The sequence below is a fragment of the Clostridioides sp. ES-W-0018-02 genome (assembly GCF_020658175.1).
Lineage (GTDB): Bacteria > Bacillota > Clostridia > Peptostreptococcales > Peptostreptococcaceae > Clostridioides.
Genome location: NZ_JACVVY010000001.1, coordinates 1374211 through 1396632, shown reverse-complemented (window position 1 = coordinate 1396632; position 22422 = coordinate 1374211). Strand labels below are relative to the sequence as shown.

Annotated in this window: 23 protein-coding genes; 22 read left to right on the top strand and 1 reads right to left on the bottom strand. The window is 29.1% G+C overall.

Annotation, left to right across the window (positions count from 1 at the left end; translation table 11 throughout):
- The first annotated feature begins 1 nt into the window (after window position 1).
- The 19 genes from IC219_RS06170 (at window position 2) to IC219_RS06080 (ending at window position 17214) form a co-directional block, all read left to right on the top strand.
- Complete coding sequence (locus tag IC219_RS06170; RefSeq protein ID WP_227432416.1) at window positions 2-676, top strand: DUF881 domain-containing protein; 675 nt, start codon at window positions 2-4, stop codon at window positions 674-676.
- A 98-nt stretch (window positions 677-774) separates the two neighbouring features.
- Window positions 775-1128: a small basic family protein gene (locus tag IC219_RS06165; protein WP_227432417.1), complete on the top strand. Its 354-nt coding sequence runs from the start codon at window positions 775-777 to the stop codon at window positions 1126-1128.
- Window positions 1129-1317: 189 nt separating this feature from the next.
- Complete coding sequence (gene ftsZ, locus IC219_RS06160) at window positions 1318-2478, top strand: cell division protein FtsZ (protein WP_227432418.1); 1161 nt, start codon at window positions 1318-1320, stop codon at window positions 2476-2478.
- 261 nt (window positions 2479-2739) lie between these two features.
- Window positions 2740-4014, top strand: a complete 1275-nt coding sequence (locus IC219_RS06155; RefSeq protein WP_227432419.1) for an ABC transporter substrate-binding protein — start codon at window positions 2740-2742, stop codon at window positions 4012-4014.
- 324 nt (window positions 4015-4338) lie between these two features.
- Window positions 4339-5184: a sigma-E processing peptidase SpoIIGA gene (locus tag IC219_RS06150; RefSeq protein ID WP_227432420.1), complete on the top strand. Its 846-nt coding sequence runs from the start codon at window positions 4339-4341 to the stop codon at window positions 5182-5184.
- A gap of 24 nt (window positions 5185-5208) precedes the next feature.
- Window positions 5209-5931 (top strand): RNA polymerase sporulation sigma factor SigE, encoded by a 723-nt coding sequence (gene sigE / locus IC219_RS06145; protein WP_227432421.1) that lies wholly within the window; start codon window positions 5209-5211, stop codon window positions 5929-5931.
- Window positions 5932-6022: 91 nt separating this feature from the next.
- The gene (gene sigG / locus IC219_RS06140) at window positions 6023-6796 is read left to right on the top strand and encodes an RNA polymerase sporulation sigma factor SigG (protein ID WP_169468424.1); all 774 of its coding nucleotides are present in this window, start codon (window positions 6023-6025) and stop codon (window positions 6794-6796) included.
- Between the two features lie 104 nt (window positions 6797-6900).
- Window positions 6901-7164, top strand: a complete 264-nt coding sequence (locus IC219_RS06135) for a YlmC/YmxH family sporulation protein (RefSeq protein ID WP_227432422.1) — start codon at window positions 6901-6903, stop codon at window positions 7162-7164.
- Between the two features lie 21 nt (window positions 7165-7185).
- The gene (nrdR, locus tag IC219_RS06130; RefSeq protein WP_227824212.1) at window positions 7186-7647 is read left to right on the top strand and encodes a transcriptional regulator NrdR; all 462 of its coding nucleotides are present in this window, start codon (window positions 7186-7188) and stop codon (window positions 7645-7647) included.
- Entirely contained in the window at window positions 7644-8405 is a 762-nt protein-coding gene (gene pgeF, locus IC219_RS06125; RefSeq protein WP_413926908.1) for a peptidoglycan editing factor PgeF, read from the top strand. The genes nrdR and pgeF overlap by 4 nt, the downstream gene beginning before the upstream one ends.
- 14 nt (window positions 8406-8419) lie before the next feature.
- Window positions 8420-9112 carry a winged helix-turn-helix domain-containing protein gene (locus IC219_RS06120; RefSeq protein WP_227432425.1) on the top strand — a complete coding sequence of 231 codons (693 nt, stop codon included), beginning with the start codon at window positions 8420-8422 and terminating at the stop codon, window positions 9110-9112.
- Between the two features lie 29 nt (window positions 9113-9141).
- Window positions 9142-10431: a HAMP domain-containing sensor histidine kinase gene (locus IC219_RS06115; protein WP_227830791.1), complete on the top strand. Its 1290-nt coding sequence runs from the start codon at window positions 9142-9144 to the stop codon at window positions 10429-10431.
- A gap of 54 nt (window positions 10432-10485) precedes the next feature.
- A complete protein-coding gene (locus IC219_RS06110; RefSeq protein ID WP_227830790.1) occupies window positions 10486-11418 on the top strand; it encodes a YIEGIA family protein in 933 nt (310 codons plus the stop codon).
- 45 nt (window positions 11419-11463) lie between these two features.
- On the top strand, window positions 11464-12396 hold the full coding sequence (locus IC219_RS06105; RefSeq protein WP_227432428.1) for a YIEGIA family protein: 933 nt from the start codon (window positions 11464-11466) through the stop codon (window positions 12394-12396).
- 1 nt (window position 12397) lies between these two features.
- Window positions 12398-12598 (top strand): capping complex subunit for YIEGIA, encoded by a 201-nt coding sequence (locus tag IC219_RS06100; protein ID WP_227432429.1) that lies wholly within the window; start codon window positions 12398-12400, stop codon window positions 12596-12598.
- Window positions 12599-12834: 236 nt separating this feature from the next.
- Window positions 12835-14163: a DUF512 domain-containing protein gene (locus IC219_RS06095; RefSeq protein ID WP_227830789.1), complete on the top strand. Its 1329-nt coding sequence runs from the start codon at window positions 12835-12837 to the stop codon at window positions 14161-14163.
- A 27-nt stretch (window positions 14164-14190) separates the two neighbouring features.
- On the top strand, window positions 14191-15516 hold the full coding sequence (gene der / locus IC219_RS06090; protein ID WP_255612844.1) for a ribosome biogenesis GTPase Der: 1326 nt from the start codon (window positions 14191-14193) through the stop codon (window positions 15514-15516).
- A gap of 33 nt (window positions 15517-15549) precedes the next feature.
- Window positions 15550-16164 (top strand): glycerol-3-phosphate 1-O-acyltransferase PlsY, encoded by a 615-nt coding sequence (gene plsY / locus IC219_RS06085; protein WP_227432431.1) that lies wholly within the window; start codon window positions 15550-15552, stop codon window positions 16162-16164.
- A gap of 30 nt (window positions 16165-16194) precedes the next feature.
- On the top strand, window positions 16195-17214 hold the full coding sequence (locus IC219_RS06080) for an NAD(P)H-dependent glycerol-3-phosphate dehydrogenase (RefSeq protein ID WP_227432432.1): 1020 nt from the start codon (window positions 16195-16197) through the stop codon (window positions 17212-17214).
- 74 nt (window positions 17215-17288) lie between these two features.
- Here IC219_RS06080 and IC219_RS06075 read toward each other — a convergent pair whose 3' ends face one another.
- Complete coding sequence (locus IC219_RS06075; protein ID WP_227432433.1) at window positions 17289-17939, bottom strand: TetR/AcrR family transcriptional regulator; 651 nt, start codon at window positions 17937-17939, stop codon at window positions 17289-17291.
- 318 nt (window positions 17940-18257) lie between these two features.
- Between IC219_RS06075 and IC219_RS06070 the strand changes: the two genes are divergently transcribed.
- The 3 genes from IC219_RS06070 (at window position 18258) to IC219_RS06060 (ending at window position 22324) form a co-directional block, all read left to right on the top strand.
- Entirely contained in the window at window positions 18258-19397 is a 1140-nt protein-coding gene (locus tag IC219_RS06070; RefSeq protein WP_227482893.1) for a M24 family metallopeptidase, read from the top strand.
- Between the two features lie 14 nt (window positions 19398-19411).
- Entirely contained in the window at window positions 19412-20866 is a 1455-nt protein-coding gene (locus IC219_RS06065; RefSeq protein ID WP_255612845.1) for an amino acid permease, read from the top strand.
- 162 nt (window positions 20867-21028) lie between these two features.
- On the top strand, window positions 21029-22324 hold the full coding sequence (locus IC219_RS06060; protein WP_227432436.1) for an MFS transporter: 1296 nt from the start codon (window positions 21029-21031) through the stop codon (window positions 22322-22324).
- The last annotated feature ends 98 nt before the right edge of the window (window positions 22325-22422 follow it).

The following is a 22422-nucleotide window of genomic DNA, read 5'->3' as shown; positions in this document are numbered from 1 at the left end:
TATGAAAAAGAAAATGATTATATTAGGAGCATTCATATTAGGCATTTTCATATCAACTTATATAAAATCACTGAACCCAAATAAAGTGTATATAACATTGAGCCAGACTAAAAATATTGAAAGTGAGATAGAAAATACAAATAAGGAAATAAAAAATCTAAAAGAAGCTCTTAAAAGTAACAAAAAGACTTTAGATGAATATAAGCAAGCAGAAAATAATGGAAATGAATCTATTCAAACATTGATGAAAAAAGAACTTGAAGAAGTTAAAGAGTTAAGTGGTTATTCAGCTGTCACAGGTCCAGGAATAACTATTACTATGAAGGATAGTGAAAGAGAATTAAAAGATGGACAAAATCCAAACGACCTGATTATACATGATATTGACATTCTAAGAGTTTTAAATGATTTGAAAAAAGCAGGTGCAAAAGCAATATCTATAAATGGAGAAAGAGTATTGTCAACAAGTAAGATAAAATGTTCAGGAGCAACTATTACAGTAAATGATACTACATATGGACAACCATTTATAATAAAAGCTATAGGAGATATAGATTTATTGAGTGCAGCTATAAATTCTCCAGAATCATATGCTAAATCTCTAAAGGATATATATGGGATTAATATAAAAATAGAGGAAAATAATGGAAATAGAGTGAATTTATTTGCAAAATAAAACGAAAAATACAAAAAAATAAAGAAAAAATAAAAAAAATTAATAAAAAGGATTGTAATATAGTTGTGTTTCAAAGTAAAATAAAGAGGTGAGGATTTATGATATGGATTTTAGGAGGATTGGCATTTGGTGTGGTAGTAGGTTACTACATTCCATTTACATATTCTATGGATTATTCGATATATATGTCAGTAGCTATTCTTGCAATAATGGATTCTATATTTGGAGCTATAAAATCCAGTTTTGAAGATAACTATGATAATGTAATTTTTGTTACTGGTTTCATAGGTAATGCTATCTTGGCTATATTATTGACTTATATAGGAGAAAAGTTGGGAATTTCACTTTACTATGTGGCAGTATTAGTTTTTGGGATGAGACTATTTAATAATTTATCTATAATTAGACGTTATATCATTGCCAATATTATGAATAAAAAACATAAAAATTAAAGAACTTTTGAGATATACATAAAATATTTTATACTTAAAGAGTAATATTTGACAATATAAGTAAGAAAATTAAAAAGGAAAATTTACGTTTTTGTGGAATATGTTACTTAAAGGTTAACAAAATAAAAGAAGAAAATGATATAATTAATACATACGATAACTTTGAATCATGAGATAAGGGGGTTTATGATGCTAAACTTTGACGTAGAATTAGAAGAATGTGCACAAATTAAAGTAATAGGTGTAGGTGGCGGTGGAAACAATGCTGTCAATAGAATGGTAGAAGCTCAACTTAAAGGCGTTGAATTTATATCAGTAAATACAGATAAACAAGCTTTATATACATCAAAGGCTGAATATAAAGTTCAAATAGGAGAAAAATTAACTAGAGGACTTGGTGCAGGAGCTAATCCAGAAGTAGGAAAAAGAGCTGCAGAAGAAAGTAAAGATGAAATAGTAAAACTACTTCAAGGAGCTGATATGGTATTTGTTACAGCTGGAATGGGTGGTGGTACTGGTACAGGAGCTGCCCCAGTAGTTGCAGGCCTAGCTAAAGAAATGGGTATCCTCACAGTAGGTGTAGTTACAAAACCTTTTGCATTTGAAGGTAAGATAAGAATGAAAAATGCTGAAGGTGGAATAGCTGAGCTTAAGTCAAAGGTAGATACTCTTATAACAATACCAAATGATAGACTTTTACAAATAGTACAAAAGAATACTTCAATGCTGGATGCTTTTGCAGTTGCAGACGATGTGTTAAAACAAGGTATACAATCAATTTCTGACCTTATAGCAGTTGAAGGATTAATAAACTTAGACTTTGCAGATGTTACTACTATAATGAAAGATAAAGGTCTTGCTCATATGGGTATAGGTAGTGCTAGTGGAGAAACTAGAGCTATAGATGCTGCTAGACAAGCTATCCAATCACCACTTTTAGAAACATCAATACAAGGAGCAAAAGGAGTACTTCTTAATGTTACAGGTGGTCCTAACTTAGGATTATTTGAAGTTAATGAAGCATCTACTTTAGTTATGGAATCTTGTGACCCAGAAGCAAATGTTATATTTGGTGCTTCTATAAAAGAAGATTTAGGCGATGAAATAATGATTACAGTAATCGCAACAGGATTTGAAGGTTTACAAGGTGGGATTTTAGATTTGGATACTAAGCCTAAATCAAGTATAAGGTCTTCTCTGAATACAACTGTAAAACAAGTTGTAAAAGAAATAGAAGAAGAAGAAATTGTGGTTGAAGAAAAGATAGAAGCTCCTAAAAAGGCAAGTATAATAGAAGAAGATGATGATGAGAGCATGGAAATACCTACATTTTTAAGAAGAAGAAGATAATATGTAAACTTATAAAGAAGTCAATAGACTTCTTTTTATTTTTTGTACTTTAATCTCCTATTTTTTTTAACATATTTTAATATCAAAAAAAATAAAAAAGTAAAGTTTTTTCTACTGAGTATAGAAAAAAATGATAGTTATATAAATGGTTATAGTTTTTTATAATTAGACAATGACATTTTTATTTGGTAATATTAAACCTGAATTGAATTGTAAAAATTTGAGGAAAAAGAGAAATTAAAGTCTGAAAGGGGATTAAGTATGATTAAGCTAAAAAAAATTCTTTCTTTAGCCATGGTTGCTATTTTGTCAACATCACTTCTTGCTGGATGTACAAAAAAAGAAGAATCTAAAGGCAAAGATGGCAAAGAAAAATTAGTTGTATGGTCTGCACCGTTAACAGATCATGATGCAGATGCATGGAAACCAATACTTGAGAAATTTGAAAAGGAAAATAACTGTGAAATTGAATTCCAAATAGTACCATGGGATAATTATGCAGAAAAATATGCTACTGCAATCAGTGCAGGTGAGGGGCCAGATATAGGGTATATGTATGCAGAAATGTTTCCTCAATTTATAGAAATGGGAGCAGTTGAAGATTTAACTCCTTATTTAGAAAAATCAGGAACTTCAGATAATTATTTATACTTAGATAATGCAAAAATGATGGGTGGAATTTACGGTTTACCTATAGAAGCTGCTAATCCAGGTGTATTATACTATAATAAAGATATACTAGAAAAATTGGGAGAAAAACCTCCTAAAACGTGGGAAGATTTTAAAAGAATATGTGAAAAAGCAACAAAAGATACTGATGGAGATGGAAAAATAGACCAATGGGGTCTTGCACAAGGTTGGGGTTCTAAAGTGTTTGGTAGTTTGAACTGGAACTGGTATCCATATCTATGGCAAGCTGGTGGAGATATATATAATGATGATTTAAAATCAGTTAAATTTAACAATAAAGAAGGATTAAAAGCTGCAAACTTTATAAATGATATGAAAAAATATATACCAGATAATGCTTTATCAAAAGACAGTAATGAGATGGTTGAAAGTGTATTTGGACCAGGAAAAGCTGCATTTACTATAATGCTGTCTTCTGCTGCTACAAGTACTTTTGATAAATCATTCCCAGACTTAAACTGGGGATATGTAACTTCATTAGAAGATAAAACAGTTGGTAGTTTTGCCTCAGTAGATGATTTAACTTTAATGTCAGCGTGTAAAAACAAAGAACTTGGATTTAAACTTCTTGAATATATGTTAAGCAAAGACTCAATGGAAGCTTTCCATAAAGAGATACCAAGAGCACCAGTTGCTAAAGGTGAAAAATATCAAGGAGATCCAAGATTTGAAGAAATGGTAACAAAAGATAAAAATATGTACAGACCATTAACAGTTGGACCTCATGGAGTAGAAATATATGAACACTTATGGAAACAACTTCAAATGATGATAGCTGGAGACAAAACTCCAGAACAAGCACTAAATGAATCTGCAAAATATGCAAATGAATTGTTAGCACAATAATTTAATTTTATATTTGATTTATAGACTATGCAATTTAATTTTATACAAGTAAACGATTTACTTGCTATATTATTAAGTCGCATAGTCTTTTTTTATGGAAATATTCCAAAGGTAGAGTTGAATAACTTCTACCTAGATATATTGAATTCTACAAAAAAGTCTATTTCTTTGATGCTAAAAAAATATCTTTTGACGACATAAAGTATAAGACATATATCATTGTTATTTTTAAATAGAATTTGTTTTGGATTCGACTGTCAAAAGTGACATAAAATTTTGTACATACTATCTTATAATATGTTTAAAGGTTTTAAGGGGGGATACATGGTGTATATTGAGTACTATGTTATAGAAAACCTAGTAATAAATTATATTATTATAAGTTGTACTTCTATTCTTACTAAAAAATATAATCCTAGAAAAAATAAGTTGCTGGGGGCTAGTTTAGGAGGAGCCTACTCTGTTGCTTATTTATACCCATCAATGGATATACTATTTACAGTGCCATTTAAAATAATAATCATGAGTATTATAACTTTAATTTCATTTAGGACTAAGAGCAAAAAAGATTATGCTCATGTAGCATTAGTTTTTTATTTAGTAAATATTTTTATTTCTGGAAGTACTTATTTTGTAATTTATTTTACAGGAATAAGCCATTTAAAAATATCTTTTTTAATTGCATGTACTTATGTAAGTTGTGAACTATTAAAGTACATTTACAAAGACTTGAAGATGCTTAAATACATCAAAGAGCTTACGAAGACCATAAATATAAACTTATTAGAAAAAAGCTTTTGCTGTAAGGCATTAGTTGATAGTGGAAATTTATTAAAAGACCCAATAAGTCAAAGTGATGTAATAATAGTCAAATCAAGTGTATTAGAAGGATTGATTCCAGAAAATCTATTAAATATTAACTATGAAGATATAGATATGAAAAAAGCTCAGGAAATTATATGTAGTTTAGATGACAGAACTTCAGGGAGAGTTAGAATAATACCTTATAAACATGCTGGAAGTAATAAGACAAGCATAATAATTGGTCTAAAAGCTGATTATGTAGAGGTAGATGAGCAAAAGATAGGAAATATAATACTTGGTATTTCAAATTTTAATGATAGAGAATATGGGGCAATAATGAATCCAAATATATTGCCTGGATTCTAGCTAAAAATTTAAGGGGGACAAAGGATGTTACGATTAAAAGAAAGAATCATAAGCTTTATTACGATGTTAGGTATTAAATTAAAAATAATAAAGCCAAAAGGAATATACTATATGGGTGGAGCCAATATTCTTCCTCCACCACTAAAACCAGCAGAAGAAATGGAACTTTTGCAAAAGCTAGAAACTGATGAAACCGTAAAATCAATTTTAATAGAAAGAAATTTGAGATTAGTAGTCTACATATCAAGAAAATTTGAAAATACAGGGATAGATGTAGAGGATTTAATTTCTATAGGGACTATAGGTTTGATAAAGGCAGTCAATACTTTTAAATTAAATAAAAATATAAAATTAGCAACCTATGCTTCGAGATGTATAGAAAATGAAATACTAATGTATCTAAGAAAAAATAATAAAAAGAAAACGGAGGTATCATTTGATGAGCCTTTAAATATAGACTTAGATGGAAATGAACTTCTATTATCAGATGTTTTAGGTACAGAAAATGATGAAATATATAAAATAATCGAAGAAGAAATAGATAGAGATTTATTGGTTATGGCACTTGACAGATTAAGTGACAGAGAAAAGCAAATTATGGAATTAAGGTTTGGACTTATAGATAAAGGTATTGAAAAAACACAAAAGGAAGTTGCTGGAATGCTTGGAATATCTCAATCCTACATATCTAGACTTGAAAAGAAAATAATTTCAAGATTACAAAAAGAAATGAAAAAATTTGTATAATGCTAAATTAATTCTTCTTAAAAAGTATAAAAAAATTGGAAATGTAAATAATTTCAATAGATGAATACTTTTTGAGAGAGGACTGAAATGTATGCAAGTTAATAAGGTTGAAATATGTGGTGTTAATACATCTGAACTTCCAGTTCTTAAAAATAAGCAAATGAAGGAACTTTTATTACAAATAAAAAGTGGTGATGAAGAAGCCAGACAACAATTTGTAAGAGGAAATTTAAGGTTAGTCTTGAGTGTAATAAAAAAATTTAACAACAGAGGAGAAAATATAGACGATTTATTTCAAATAGGTTGTATTGGTCTTATAAAAGCTATAGATAATTTTGATTTAAGTCAAAATGTCAGATTTTCAACTTATGCTGTTCCTATGATTATAGGAGAAATTAGAAGATACTTAAGAGACAATAATCCAATCAGAGTGAGTAGATCATTAAAAGATATAGCATATAAGGCACTACAAGTCAGAGAAAGATTAATTAGAACAAATTCAAAAGAACCAACAGTATCAGAAATAGCAAAGGAATTAGAATTAGAAGTAGAGTCAGTTGTAATGGCACTTGATGCTATACAAGATCCAATATCTTTATTTGACCCAGTATATCAAGATAATGGAGATGCCATATTTGTAATGGATCAGGTTCAAGACAAAAAAGATACTGATGAAAACTGGTTGCAAGAAATATCACTTAAGGAAGCTATTAAAAAATTAAATAGTAGAGAAAAGTTGGTATTAGATTTAAGATTTTACAAAGGAAGAACTCAGATAGAAGTTGCTGATGAAATCGGTATATCTCAAGCACAAGTATCAAGAATTGAAAAAAATGCTTTAAAAAATATGAGAAAGTATGTATAAGTAATCCATGGAATGTAAACATAATTTTAAATTTAAATGACCTATATAGGTCATTTTTTTTTATCCAAATACATATTTATTTTTAAAGGAAGGGTGAGTATAATATGATTAGAGTTTCTGATATAATGGAAAAAGAAATTATAAATGTAAAAAATGGAAAAAGGATGGGTTTCATAATCGACATAGATATGGATATTCATGAGGGAAAAGTAGTATCATTTACCATTTTTGGAGATGGAAGTAGAAGTTTTTTTTCAAGAGGAGGGGATGAAGAAGTTATATTTTGGAATGATATACTTAAAATAGGTTGTGATACAATAATAGTAAATATAGGTTCAGAATTAAGCTTAGATGAATTTGATATATAGCTAAACAAAGGAGGAATACAGATGCAATGTCCTTATTGCAATTATAAAGAATCAAAGGTAATAGATTCTAGACATACAGATTTAAAATCTATTAGAAGAAGACGTGAATGTGAATTATGTAAAAAGAGATTTACTACTTATGAAAAAATAGAAACTACTCCTTTAATGGTTATTAAAAAAGATAATAGTAGAGAGTATTTTGATAGAGAAAAAATAAAATATGGACTATTAAAGGCATGTGAAAAAAGACCTGTATCTGTTGAAGATATTGAGAATATAGTTGTACATATTGAAAATGAAATAAATAAATGCTTTATAGAAGAAATCGAAACCAAAAAAATTGGTGAAATGGTAATGGATAAATTGAAAGATTTAGATGAAGTTGCCTATGTAAGATTTGCTTCTGTGTATAGACAATTTAAAGATATAAATACTTTTGTAAATGAACTTAAAAGTATACTAATAGAAAAAGGAGACAAATGATGAAAGATTATATAAATCTAAAAAGTGTAGAAGATATTAAAGAGTATGTTAACTTAAGTAGCAATTGTAAAGAAATTGATGAAAAATTAAATTCTATAAATCTAGTTATAACTTGTAAAAATATAGATGCAAAAAGTAAAGAAGACATGTTAAGGGTTTGCAAGGAATGCGATTTAATGTTTGAAAATTTAACTAGTAATTCTCAAATACATTCAGACATAGTTAACATAGTTAGTAGAGAGAATATAGGACAAAGAATAGAAGGAGATGCACTTATAACAAACTTAGAGAAAGTACCACTTTTATTGTTTACAGCAGATTGCGTACCTATATCAATTATAGATGCTAAAAATAAAGCCATAGGACTGGCACATGCTGGCTGGAAAGGTACTTTTAGTAATATAGGTCACAAAACAATAAAATTGATGTCTGAGACTTATAAAACAGCTCCTGAAGATTTGATATGTATAATTGGACCATCAATTGGACCTTGTTGTTATGAAGTTTCTGAGGAGTTAGTAGAAAAATTTAACACAATTCTTACAAATAATGATGAAAAGTTCTATATAATAAAAGAGGGAAGTTACTATTTAGATTTATGGAAAATTAATGAGTATATGCTGAGATGTAGTGGAGTCAAAAAAGAAAATATAATAAATTTAAATCTATGCACTAGTTGTAGAGCAGATGAATTCCACTCTTATAGAAAACATAATAAGGCATCAGAGCGAATAGGAACGGTACTACAGATAAAATAGAGAGGAGCTTTTTAATGAATACTAAAGTGCTTGTTATAGACGATGAAATGCATATAGTTGAGCTATTAAAATTCAATTTGGAGGTGTCAAACTACGAAGTTAGTTATTCATATGATGGATTTGATGGATTTATAAAAGCTAAGGAAGTTAAACCAGATTTAATACTTTTAGATTGGATGCTACCAAATATAAGTGGAATAGAAGTATTGAGAAAAATAAGAAGTGATAAAGACTTGAAAAATATTCCTGTTATAATGCTTACTGCTAAAAATATGGAAAATGACAAGGTTGAAGGGCTTGAAGTAGGTGCTGATGATTATATAACCAAGCCATTTAGTATAAAAGAATTGTTAGCTAGGGTTAGCTCTGTTTTAAGAAGATATAACTTAACTAGTACAGGCGAAGAAAATAATATACTTACCACAGGCAATTTAAAACTAGATTTATCAAAACATGAAGTTACTAAAGGTTCTGAAAAGATAGAGTTAACACTTAAAGAGTTTGAACTGTTAAAATTATTAATTCAGAATAAAGGTAAAGTACTTTCAAGAAACTATCTTTTAGATAAAATATGGGGCTATGAATACTATGGAGAAACTAGAACAGTAGATGTCCATATAAGATATTTAAGAAAAAAAATAGAAGATGAAGATAAATCAGAAAAATATATAGAAACTATAAGAGGTGTAGGATACAAAATAGATTAGAAAAAGTTATATTTTAGGAGTGTTATCTTGTGGAAGAATTAAATAGCATATATTTTTTTATTGTTATGTTGTCTATAGCCATTGTAATATTGTCTGTAAGATATACAGTAACACTAAGAAAATATTTAAAAGAGTTTATATACGTTTCAAAAAAAGTAAGTAACAAGGAATTTCATGCTAGGTTGAATATATCAGCTAAAGGCGAATTAGGCGAATTAGCCAGAAATTTTAATCATATGATAAAAAATATGGATGATACATTGGAAGAAGTACAATATAAACATTTACAATTAAGGTCTATATTAAAGAGTATATCTCATGGAATTTTAGCTATAGATGTAAATGGAAACATATTATTGATAAATGATGAAGCTAAAGAAATGATAAAGAGTGAACCAAACAAACTAGTTGAAGGACATAATATCAATGCTGTAATAAAAGAAGAAGAAATATTAAAGCAGATACTTCAATTTATAGGTTCTAAAGAAAATGAAACTGCAAAGATTACTACTAAAGATGATATAGTATACAAAATAAAAGTGGATCCAGTTTATCTTCAAAATACCAATAATGTAATAATTGGCTCAATAGTAAACATAGAAGATATTACTAAAAAAGTGAAGCTTGAAAATATGAGAAGTGATTTTGTTGCTAATGTAAGTCATGAACTTAAAACACCACTTACATCTATAAGTGGATTTGTTGAAACATTAAAATCCAATGAAAATATAGATGCAAACACTAGAAATAGGTTTTTGGAAATAATAGAAAGTGAATCAGACAGATTAAAAAGATTGATTGACGACATATTATTATTATCATTTGTAGAAAATAAAGACACTCTTCTAATGGAAGATGTTGTAATATATGATGTATTTAGAGAAGTATATGAAATAACTCAACGTTCAGCTAGTGAAAAAAACATAGAAGTTTTATATAAATGTGATGATAAATCAATAAACATACTTTCTAATAGAGATTATATCAAACAAGTATTTTTAAATTTAGTTGATAATGCTATAAAATATACTCAAGATAATGGTATTGTACAAGTGGTAGTTTTAAAAGATGAAGAAAAAATAATAATCAAAGTTATAGATAATGGTGTTGGAATACCAAAAGAATATGTAGAACGTATCTTTGAACGCTTCTATAGAGTAGATAAAGCAAGAAGTAGAGATGTAGGAGGAACGGGTTTAGGATTGGCTATAACGAAGCATATAGTCAAATCATTAAATGGATGTATAAAAGTAAAAAGTGAACTTGGTATTGGTAGCGAATTTATTGTTACAATACTACAAAAAAATTTCCTTAAATAGAAGGAAATTTTTTTTGTTTTTTGCACAAACTATATAAGAGAAGGAGCTGAGAAAATGGAAGAAAGCTTATTAGGTGCCAATTTATTTAGACACTCTTTTATAGTAGCAGTAATTATAGGAATATTATGTAGAGGATTAGTTTTAAGAGTTACAGACAAGCAATACCCATCGAGACCACAAGATTATTTAGAGCAAATAATAATATCAGGGCTTTCAGCTTCATTGGGTGCAATAGCATTACCTGCACTTATAGATAAGGAGTTTGCAGCATTAACATTTTTTGCAGTAGCGATACAACAATTTCAAGGCCTTGCAGAGCAGGAAAGAATAACATTAAAAAATATCGACAATGAAGAATTAGTACCAAAGGGAGATGCTTATGTAGAAGAAATATCATCTACGTATGAATCTAGAAGTTATATCAGTCTTTTTTCTGCATTAGTATCTTCTATAGTTTATATTACTGTTTCAAAACGATATGACCTTAGCTTTATTTATTGTACAATACTAGCTGTTATAGCAGGAGCTTTGGTTGGTTTAATTTTTAGAAGGTTTCTAAGACGAAATAGTATAGCAGATATAGCAGATATAGTTCCTGCTGAAGTAAGTTTTGAAGGGCCTATTTTAAAAGTAAATGGTGTAATAATAACTAATATAGGTTTAGAGAATACAAGAGAAAAATATAAAAATGAATGTTTAGCTATAGAAATTATACCAAGAGATTTGGGTGCATTTGGGATAGTAAATGATATAGGACAAAGACAAGCTATAATACATAATCTATTTATTCATATGGGTATAGATAAAGATGTAGATGAGGTTGATATTGTAGCTATATCTAAAACTAACTTAGAAAAAAGCACTGTGGTTATACCATATATACCAATAATCAAGGATATAGATGTAATGATAGATGTAGTAAAAAGTACTCCTATCATAGAGACATCAAAAGGAAAACAGAGTGATTTTTCTAGAAAGACTTTGTAGATTTATAAGTGAACATTTTATATTAGATATTTTAGGAGTGATTTAATGGATAGAGTATTTTTTGTTGCAGTTATTATTGGTATAACATCAAGAGTTATAATGTTGAATTTAGACCAAAAACAGTACCCTACACAACCAAATGTTTTACTATCTCAGCTCATATTAGCCTTTGTTGCTTCGGCATTAGGAGCATTACTAGTTCCAGCTCTTATAAATCGTTCTTATACATCGATAACATTTTTATCTTTGGCAGCAGAACAGTTTAGACAAGTAAGAGCAAATAGAAGGAATACATTACAAAACTTAGAAGAAGTTCAACTTGTAAAAAGAGGAGCTGCATTTATAGAAGAGATAGCTAGAACTTATGAAGTAAGAAATTATATGTGCATAGTTACATCTTTTTTAACAATAGGATTATATTATGTAATTATTGAAGAAACTAAAATAAGTGAAGGTATGAGTTTGATAATAAGTTCAATTTGTGGTTTATTATTAGCTTTCATACTTAAAAAACTTCTTACTAGAAAAAGTATTGGAGATATAGCTGATGTAATGCCTGCTGATATTAGCTTCGTAAATGAATCTATATTGAAGGTGGGAGATTTAAAAGGAATAACAAATATAGGTCTAAAAAGTGATAGAGAAGTATATATTAATAGAGGTGTAGGAATACAAATAATTCCTAAAAATAGAGATTATGCTAATGCAGGAATATTATTTGATTCGGGTCAAAGACAAGCTATAGTATACAATATATATTCAAGATTAGGTTTATATGGAGATTATGAAGAACCTGCATTTGTACCATTACCTAGACGAAATAAAGATGATGAAAGTATAATGATTGCTTATTTACCAATAGATAGGAATGTTGAAAAGGTAATGGAAGCTGTAAAATCATGTCCAATACTTTCAAGTTCTAAAGGTAAAAACTTATCACTGAAAAACTATAAAATAGGAAAGAAAGGAAGTGCATAAAATGGGAATGGATATAGGTCTAAATGAATATACCCTAGCAATAGTTACACTAGATAAAAATATGAGAAATGGTGGAGGTTGTCCAATATTTTATGCAAATGATGAAAAAGACTTGCAAAATAAGGCGATGCTCATGTCAAAGTGTGTAGGTGGAATGGTTCACGATATGACTAATGGAACATTAATAATAGTAAAGCATTAAAACGATAAGATACTTTTAAGGGCAAATAATGTTCAAATTTATAAAATATTTAAATTTGAATATTATTTGTTTTAATCTTTTTATAGCTATTTACTTATATTGACTATTAGAATTAAAATGTGTTATTATGACATGAAATGTTTAAAAATGCTATTGTAAAATATAATAAAGTAATAAACTGTATATGAAAATATATTATAATAAATATTGATGAATATAAAAGAGTGGTGAAAAAAATGGAAGTAAATGTAAAAAAAATAAATAATATTATAAGTAAAGTTTACAAAGATAGTATTGCAGAAGAAATAGGTATAGAAGTAGGAGATTTACTTATATCTGTAAATGAACAGCCAATACATGATATAATAGAGTATAGATTCTTACTAAGTGATGAGTATTTAGAGGTAGAGATACAAAAAAAAGATGGCGAAGTCTACATATATGAGATAGAAAAAGACTATGATGAAGATTTGGGTGTTGAATTTACAAATCCAATAATTGACCAAGCTAAAAGTTGTAGAAATAAATGTATGTTTTGTTTTATAGACCAATTGCCAGAAGGAATGAGAGAAACACTTTATTTTAAAGATGATGACTCAAGATTATCTTTTTTACAAGGAAATTTTGTTACACTTACAAATATGAGCGAAGAAGATATAAATAATATAATTAAATACAGAATAAGTCCTATAAATATATCTGTGCACACAACTAATCCAGAATTAAGAAAAAAAATGATAAGCAATAAATTTGCAGGAAAATTATATGGTATAATGAAGAGATTGGCAGATGCTCATATAGAGATGAACTGTCAAATTGTTTTATGTCCAGGTATAAATGATGGAAAGGAATTGGATAGAACAATAAAAGAATTAGCTCAACTTTATCCATATGTAAATAGTGTTGCTATAGTTCCAGTTGGAATTACAAAGCATAGAGAAAATTTAGTAGAATTAAATATATTTGATAATAAGGGTGCAAATAAAACTATAGAGCAAATACATGAAATACAACAGATATATCTTGAGAAAATAGGAACTCGATTTGCATTTTTATCAGATGAATTTTATATATTATCTAGTAGAGAATTGCCTGGATATGAAGAGTATGAAGGATTTTTACAGTTTGAAGATGGTGTAGGTATGATACGTAAGTTAAAAACAGATATTGAAGAGTATCTAAACACATTGTCTGAGAATATTCTCAAAAGAGATAAAAAGGTATCAATAGCTACTGGACATTCTGCATACGAATTTATACAAAGTATGGCAGATGCTATGATGGACAAGTTTAAAAATCTTCAAATAGATGTTTATGAAATAAAAAACAAGTTTTTTGGAGAAACAATAACAGTATCAGGCCTTTTAACAGCTAAAGATTTAAAAGAGCAACTTGAGCATAAGGAATTGGGAGAAGCTCTTTATATAACAAGAAGTATGTTAAAAGCAGATGAAGAAATTTTCTTAGATAATATTGAACTAAATCAGTTAGAAGAACTTATGAAAATAAAAATTATCCCATGTTTAAATGAAGGAAAAGATTTTGTGGATAAAATTTTAAAATAGAAAACAAAAGATGGAAGGAGAAACAACATGAGTATAAGTAGGCCAGTTGTAGCTGTAGTTGGGAGACCAAATGTTGGTAAGTCTACAATATTTAATAAATTTGCAGGAAAAAGGATATCAATAGTTGAAGATACACCAGGAGTTACAAGAGATAGGATATTTGCAGAAGTAGAATGGTTAGATAAATATTTTACATTAGTAGATACAGGAGGTATTGAGCCTGATAGCGAAGATATAATATTATCTCAAATGAGAAATCAAGCTATGCTTGCAATGGATATGTCACATGTAATACTTTTTATAGTTGATGGCAAGGCTGGAATAACAGCTGCTGATAAAGAAATTGCTCAGATACTTAGAAAAACAAAAAAACCAGTAATTTTAGTGGTTAATAAAATTGATAGTCAAAGTCAGTTTGACAATATATACGATTTTTATGAATTAGGTTTTGGAACTCCTTTTGGAGTGTCAGGAGCCAATAGTATGGGATTTGGAGACTTATTAGATGAGATAGTTCAAAATTTTCCAGCAGGATTAGATACAGAGTATGAAGAAGATATAATAAGAGTAGCTATAACAGGTAAGCCAAATGCAGGAAAGAGTTCTATACTTAATAAGATATTAGGAGAAGAAAGAGTAATTGTAAGTCCAATTGCAGGAACTACTAGGGATGCAATAGATACTTATTTTGAAAAAAATGGACAGAAGTTTCTTCTTATAGATACAGCAGGGCTTAGAAGAAAGAGCAAAATATATGAGACGATAGAAAAATACAGCGTAATAAGAGCTATGAGTGCTGTAGATAGAGCAGATGTTGTGTTAATAGTTATAGACGCTTTGGAAGGCGTCACAGAACAGGATACAAAAGTTGCAGGTATAGCACATGATGAAGGCAAGGGATGTATATTTGTAGTCAATAAATGGGACTTAATAGAAAAAGATAATAAGACAATGAGTAATTACACAAAAGATATAAAAGAAAAATTCCCATTTATGATGTATGCTCCAATAGTATTTGTTTCTGCAAAGACTAATCAAAGAATGAATAAAATATTAGACACAGTTGAATATGTATCAAATGAGCATTCTAAGAGAATATCAACTTCAGCATTAAATGAAGTAATTGGAGAAGCTGTAATGTTAAATCAGCCACCATCTGACAAAGGTAGAAGATTAAAAATTTACTATGGAACTCAAACAGACATTAGACCTCCTAAAATTACTTTATTTATAAATGACAAGAACTTAACTCACTTCTCATATCAAAGATACCTTGAAAATAAGATAAGAGAAAACTTTGGATTTGAAGGAACTTCTATAAAGTTTGAGTATAGACAAAAAAATAAAAAGTAAATATCTAAAATATAACTAAAGGGGGTAAGTTCAGTGGAAATATTTAGTTATATAATTATTGCTGTAATTGCATACTTATTAGGCAATATATCAACTTCGTATATAGTTGCAAAGCGAATTGCTGGGGTTGATATAAGGACTCAAGGTTCGGGTAATGCAGGCTCGACAAATGTACTTAGAACACTTGGGAAAAGAGCAGGAGCAATGACTTTTTTAGGTGATGTTTTTAAAGGTGTAATTGCTGTTTTGATATCGGAAATTGCAGCAAAGTTGGTTGGTATAGATACTCTTTTAGCTGGATATCTAGCAGTTATATGTGTTGTAGCAGGTCATAATTGGCCAGCAGTTTTAGGATTTAGAGGGGGTAAAGGTGTTGCAACTTCACTAGGTGCAATGCTTGCTGTAAATCCAGCAATAACATTAATGTGTTTGGCAGTGTTTATATTGGTGGTAATTATAACAAAATATGTCTCATTAGGTTCTGTTGTTGGTATAGGTTGTTCACCAATATTTATGATTATAGCAAAAAATAAAGCAGGGTTAGTTGTAGCTTTGTTTTTAACCATATCAGTAATATATAATCACAGAGCAAATATAAAGCGATTATTAAATGGGACAGAAAGAAAAATTGGTCAAAAGAAAGAATAGTAAATATATTATACTCAGGTGGTGTTAAACATGGAGAAAGTATGTGTATTAGGTACTGGAAGTTGGGGAAGTGCATTAGCTTTAGGCCTTGCAAATAAAGGTAATGATGTTAGCATGTGGACTCGAAAAGAAGAACAAGCCAAAAAAATAAACAGGACTAAAGAAAATACAGACTATTTACCAGGAGTATTATTTCCACATAATATAACTATAAGTACTGATATAGAAAAAACTATAGAAAATTGCAAAGTAATAGTTTTAGCAGTTCCATCTCAAGCAGTAAGAAGTACTTGTGAAAAAATAAAACCCTTTGTAAAAGCTGGACAGATTATCGTTAATGTAGCAAAAGGTCTTGAAAAAGGCACTGGACTTAGATTGTCTCAGGTATGTGAAGAAGAATTGCCACAAAATCCATATGTAATACTATCTGGCCCATCTCATGCTGAAGAAGTAGCAAGAAATATACCTACTACAGTAGTAGTAGCCTCTAAAGAATTAAAAATAGCACAGAGTATACAGGATTTATTTATGAGCCCTAAACTTAGAGTTTATACAAATCCAGATATAGTTGGAGTTGAACTTGGAGGAGCATTAAAAAATATTATAGCTTTCGGTGCTGGTATATGTGATGGTTTAGGGTATGGTGACAATGCAAAAGCAGCTCTTATGACAAGAGGAATTAGTGAAATGAGTAGACTTGGTACTGCTATGGGAGCTAACATGTCTACATTTGCAGGCCTTTCAGGCATTGGAGATTTAATAGTTACTTGTACAAGCATGCATAGTAGAAATAGAAGAGCGGGTATACTTATAGGACAAGGTATGAGCTTAGAAGATACATTAAAAGAAGTAAAGATGGTTGTAGAAGGAATAACGGCTACTGAAGTAGCACATGATGTTGCTGAAAAGCTGAATATAGATATGCCAATAACTAATGCTATATATTCTGTGATAACTAAAGGTGCAAATCCTAAAGAAGTTGGAATAGAGCTAATGATGAGAAGCAAAAAGCACGAAATGGAAGAAGTAGTTTTAGGTGATGATATATAAATTTATTGCATAATAAAATAAAAAAATAATAGACGTGTTTTAGCCCTCTTTATATAAAGAGGGCTATTTTAATATTACTTAGCATGTTTTATTATGTATTCAATAGAAGAAATCATTTTCATAGTTAATTCATCATCATTAGAATTTTTTCCTGTGTTCTTTTTTAAGAATAATAGATTTTGATAAAAAGAAATAATTATATCATTGATTATGCCTAAATCTTTAGCTGGTATATATCCAGTATCTACAAGATTGTTCAACAGTATTTTATTTCTTTCTTTTATACTTTTTCCTGTAATCATTAAAGATATATCACTGTCATGAATACCTAAATCTTCTGGAAACATATCATAATATTGTTTTGTTATATAACTAAGCTCATCACTGGACAAGTTAAAAAATACCTGATAAAAAGCTTGGGCATTTTCAAAAGAATGTTTACAAAATAATTTCCACATAATTATATATTTCTTATATTCATCATTTACATTCTCTATACACCTCGAAATATTCAAGTTATAATCTTTAAAATATTTTATAGATGCAAATGATATTAGATGGTCTAAATTTTTAAAGTAGTTGTATAGGGTTGAACTGTTATAGCCAGCCATATCTGCAACCTTACGAAGTGTAATATTTTCTATTCCTTCATTTTCCATAATGTTTTGAGCAGCTTCTATGAAATACATCAATATCCTTTTCTTTTGTAACTCTTTATTTGTCATTTTATTCACCTACAAATAATCAATATAGTTTATATAATCGTGATTTTATCATTAAATTTGCCATAAATCAAGAATAATATTCCAAAATATAATCTATATTCGTTATATTTTAGATAATTCAAAATCATAATAACATAAAAAATATTTAAAAATGAAATCATGATTGACAAAATAATCATGATTATGATAAAATAATCACAAATAAATTTAATTTACATATGAATACAACAATTAATAAAAATGTTAATAATTTTAAAATAATATGTTTATCTTTGTTGTGTTGAATAAATTATCTAAATATTGAGAAAGAGGTGCACTATGTCAAATAATATGAGACTAGAAAGATTAAGAAAGTATATGAATGAAAAAAACATTGAAATTGCCCTAATATTTGAACCAGACAACCAATTTTATATTAGTGGATTTAAAGCAATAACTTACTCTAGACCAATTGTAACAGTAGTAACTCAAGATAAAATAGAATTAATAGTACCTGGATTAGAGGAGCTACATGCTAAAGAAGTTGCAAAAGTTGATAATGTATATGTATATTATGAAATACCAGAGATGAAAGAACATGGAATATCACATAAACATTACTTAGATATAATTTTAAATAGATATCCTAAAGGAATAACTGTTGGGATAGAAAAAGATATAGTATCTGCAAGCTTTTCAGAATATATAACTGAGAAATCATTTGCTATTAAAGATGTTGGAAGTAAAATATTTGAAATGAGATATGTAAAAGATGCAAGAGAGATAGAATTTTTAAAGATAGCTGGTTACTTATCCGATATAGGAATAAAAGGTTCTTTGGAAAATGCTAGAGTTGGGATGAGTGAATTGGAATTTGACGTTGCAGGGGATAATGCTTTACTAAAATATGTATCTGAAAATTATCCTGATACATATATCGGATTTGCAAACTGGACTTGTTCAGGCATCGATAGAACAGCACAACCACATTTAGACTCCAATACTAGGATACTTCAAAGAGGAGATATAGTAATACATAGTAGACAGGTTTGGTATGAAAACTATAGAGCAGAAAATGAAAGAACTTTTATTATAGGTAAACCAACAGAAAGACAAAAGGAAGTATTTAAGATTGCAGTAGAAGCTCAACAAGCTGGATTAGATACAATAAAAGCTGGTATACCAGCAAGAATGGTGGATGAAGCAGCAAGAGCTGTTGTTGCAAAGCATGGTCTAGAGTTATATTCAAATCACAGAATTGGTCATGGTTTAGGTTTATCAGAACATGAGGAACCATATTTAAGATTTGACAATGAATTAATATTAGAAGAAGGAATGGTATTTTCTATGGAACCAGGAATATATATACCTGGAATTGGAGGATTTAGACATTCAGATACAGCAATAGTAGGTAAAAATAGTGCTACAATTATAACTAATTATCCAAGAAGTGTTGAAGAGCTTATACTTGATATTTAAATTAGTACATATGTATGAATTTAAGTAAATTTGAAATTGGAGGAATTACAGTGAAAAAGAAGATTGGATTTTGGGATTTAGTATTTATGAATATATCAGCATTATTTGGGATTAGATGGATAGCTAAATCTACTGCCTCTAGTTTTGGGTTGGGTCTTGGTTCGATACCAGTTTGGTTATTGTTTGCTTTTATATTCTTTGTTCCAGCATCACTTATATGTGCAGAGTTGGCTGCAACATATCCAAAAGATGGTGGACTTGGAGAATGGGTTAAACAGGCTTATGGAGAGAAGTGGGGATTTATGGTGTCATGGTTAAATTGGACATCAAAGATATTTTGGTATTCCTCATTCTTGACATTCTTAGCTATAAATATTGCTTATATGCTTGGAAATCCAGCTCTATCAAACAATAAGATGTTTATTTTAGTGCTTTCACTCATAATATTCTGGATGTTATCCTTAGTAAGTACTCGTGGAATGGCATTTGGAAAATTCTTTACAAATACAGGAGCATTAGGTTCTACAATTCCTGCTATATTACTTATAGTGATGGCATTTATGTCTGTAGTTATTCTCAAAAAAGCTCCATCAGCATCTGTATATACAATCCAAAATATAATACCAAAGATAGATGCTAATTCACTAGTTTCTATATCTGCTATAATATTTGCACTATCAGGAGCTGAAACAACTGCTAATTTCATAACCGAAATGGATAATGCTAAGAAAAACTTCCCTAAAGCTATATTGACAGTAGCTGTTTTAATAGGAGGAATCTATATCCTAGGTTCAGTAGCAATAACAATGATACTTCCTCCAGATGAAATTGCAGCATCGACAGGAATACTAGATGCGCTAGCTAAAGTTGCACAAGATTTAGGAATAGGAAGCTGGTTTATAAGAGTAGTAGCATTTGGGATAACTTTATCAGTACTTGGAGCACTAATACTTTATATAGCAGGTCCAGTAAAGATGCTTTTTGGAAATGTAAAAGAAGGTGTATTTCCTAAGCAATTAACTGTTACAAATAAACACAATATACCATCAAATGCTGTAGTAATTCAAGCTATAATAGTGAGTCTACTTCTTATAGGAACAAATTTACTGCCATCAGTAGATAATATATATAATGTCCTTGTAACTATGACAGCATTAACAGCCTTGTTTCCATATGTATTACTTTTTACGTCATATATAAGACTTAGAAAGACAAGACCAAACGAAGAAAGACCATACTCAATTGCAAAAAGTGATTCAGTTTGTATCAATATAGCCAGAATGGTACTTGTAGTGACTGTAGTAGGGATACTTTTCTCAACAGCACCAGTTATGGAGACTTTAAAGGATAATATAGTCTATGAGATTGAAATGATAGGTGGAGGTCTTTTTGTTATAATAACAGGTTTAATGATATGGAAGAACTATGAAAAGAAGGTATCTAATAATTCTGGAGATTCCTATAAATAAAAATATAATTATTTTAGTGAACTAAAAGCGTATCTCTTTAGTTCACTAAAAATTATGGATAAATTAACTTAACATATCAATAAATCTATAATATATTGAAATGTTAAAAAATCAATAATTAGTTGTCATAAAAATTTATGAGTATTTACATAAGGAGGAAATATGTCAGTTGAAGTGAATAAACCAAGCATTTGGAAAAATTTCAAAGTCTTGATAATACTCTTTGTAGCAGGAGCCTTTATATATGCTTTACCATATTTAAAGAATTATTACTATGACACTTTTGCACAAGCATTTAATCTTACAAATACACAAATGGGGAGTTTAGGAAGCATTTATGGTCTACTTGCAATGGTATCATACCTTTTTGGTGGTTTCTTAGCAGACCGTATTTCAGCCAGAAAACTACTTTCAGGTTCTTTAATTATTACAGGGGTATCTGGTCTTGTATTAACGCTTTATCCTCCATATATTGTTGTATTTTTAATCCATGCTTTATGGGGAATAACAACAATACTTACTTTTTGGCCAGCTCTTGTAAAAGCTGTCAGGATGTTAGCATCTGAAAATGAACAAGGAAAAGCTTTTGGATTTATGGAAAGTGGTCGTGGAATTACCAATGCAATTCATTTATCTATAGTCTTAATATTATTTGGATATATTTCATCAAAAGTAAGTGATAAATCTGGTCTTACAGCTATTATAGTACTGTATTCAGCTATAAATGTAATAGTTGGATTATTAGTATTTTTTAAGTTAAAAGATAATGAAAAAGAGGTATCAGCCAAATTTGATAAAGAAGCTTTCTTTACAGTAATAAAAATGCCTCATACATGGATAATAACAATAATAATGTTTTGCTCATATTCAGCTAATATGTCATTTTATTATTTTACGCCGTATTCAACTGAAGCATTTGGAGCTACTGTAGTATTTGCATCTGCAATATCAATATTAGCTCAGTACTGTAGACCAGTAGCATCAGCTGCTTCTGGATTGCTTGGAGATAAAGTTGGTTCATCAAAGATTATATCTTATGGATTTATACTTATGATTGCAGGACTTTTAGGTGTAATCTTTACACCAACGAAATCTTCTATGATTTATGTACTATTGATTGGATGTGTTGCAATATATGTATCTATGTATGCAATTCAAGGTTTACATTATTCATTACTTGAAGAAGGTAATTATTCACTATCAATATCAGGAACTGCTATAGGTATAGTTGCTACATTAGGATATCTTCCAGAAGTACTTTGTCCTCTAGCAGCAGGAAAGATATTAGATGCATTTCCAGGTGTAACTGGATATAAGTACTACTTCATTGTTCTTACTATAGTAGCCATAATTGGATTGGTGTTTACATTTATATGGATGAATATGACTAAAGAAAGACGTAAAGAGCTTATTGAAATGAATAGTAAGTCAAATGAAAATACTACTAAAGTTAGTTAATATAATACATTACTATTTAGGCTAGCATTATAATTTAATTTACATTGAAATTTGCAAATTTCTATATGTAAACTAAATTAATATTGCTGGTCTTTATT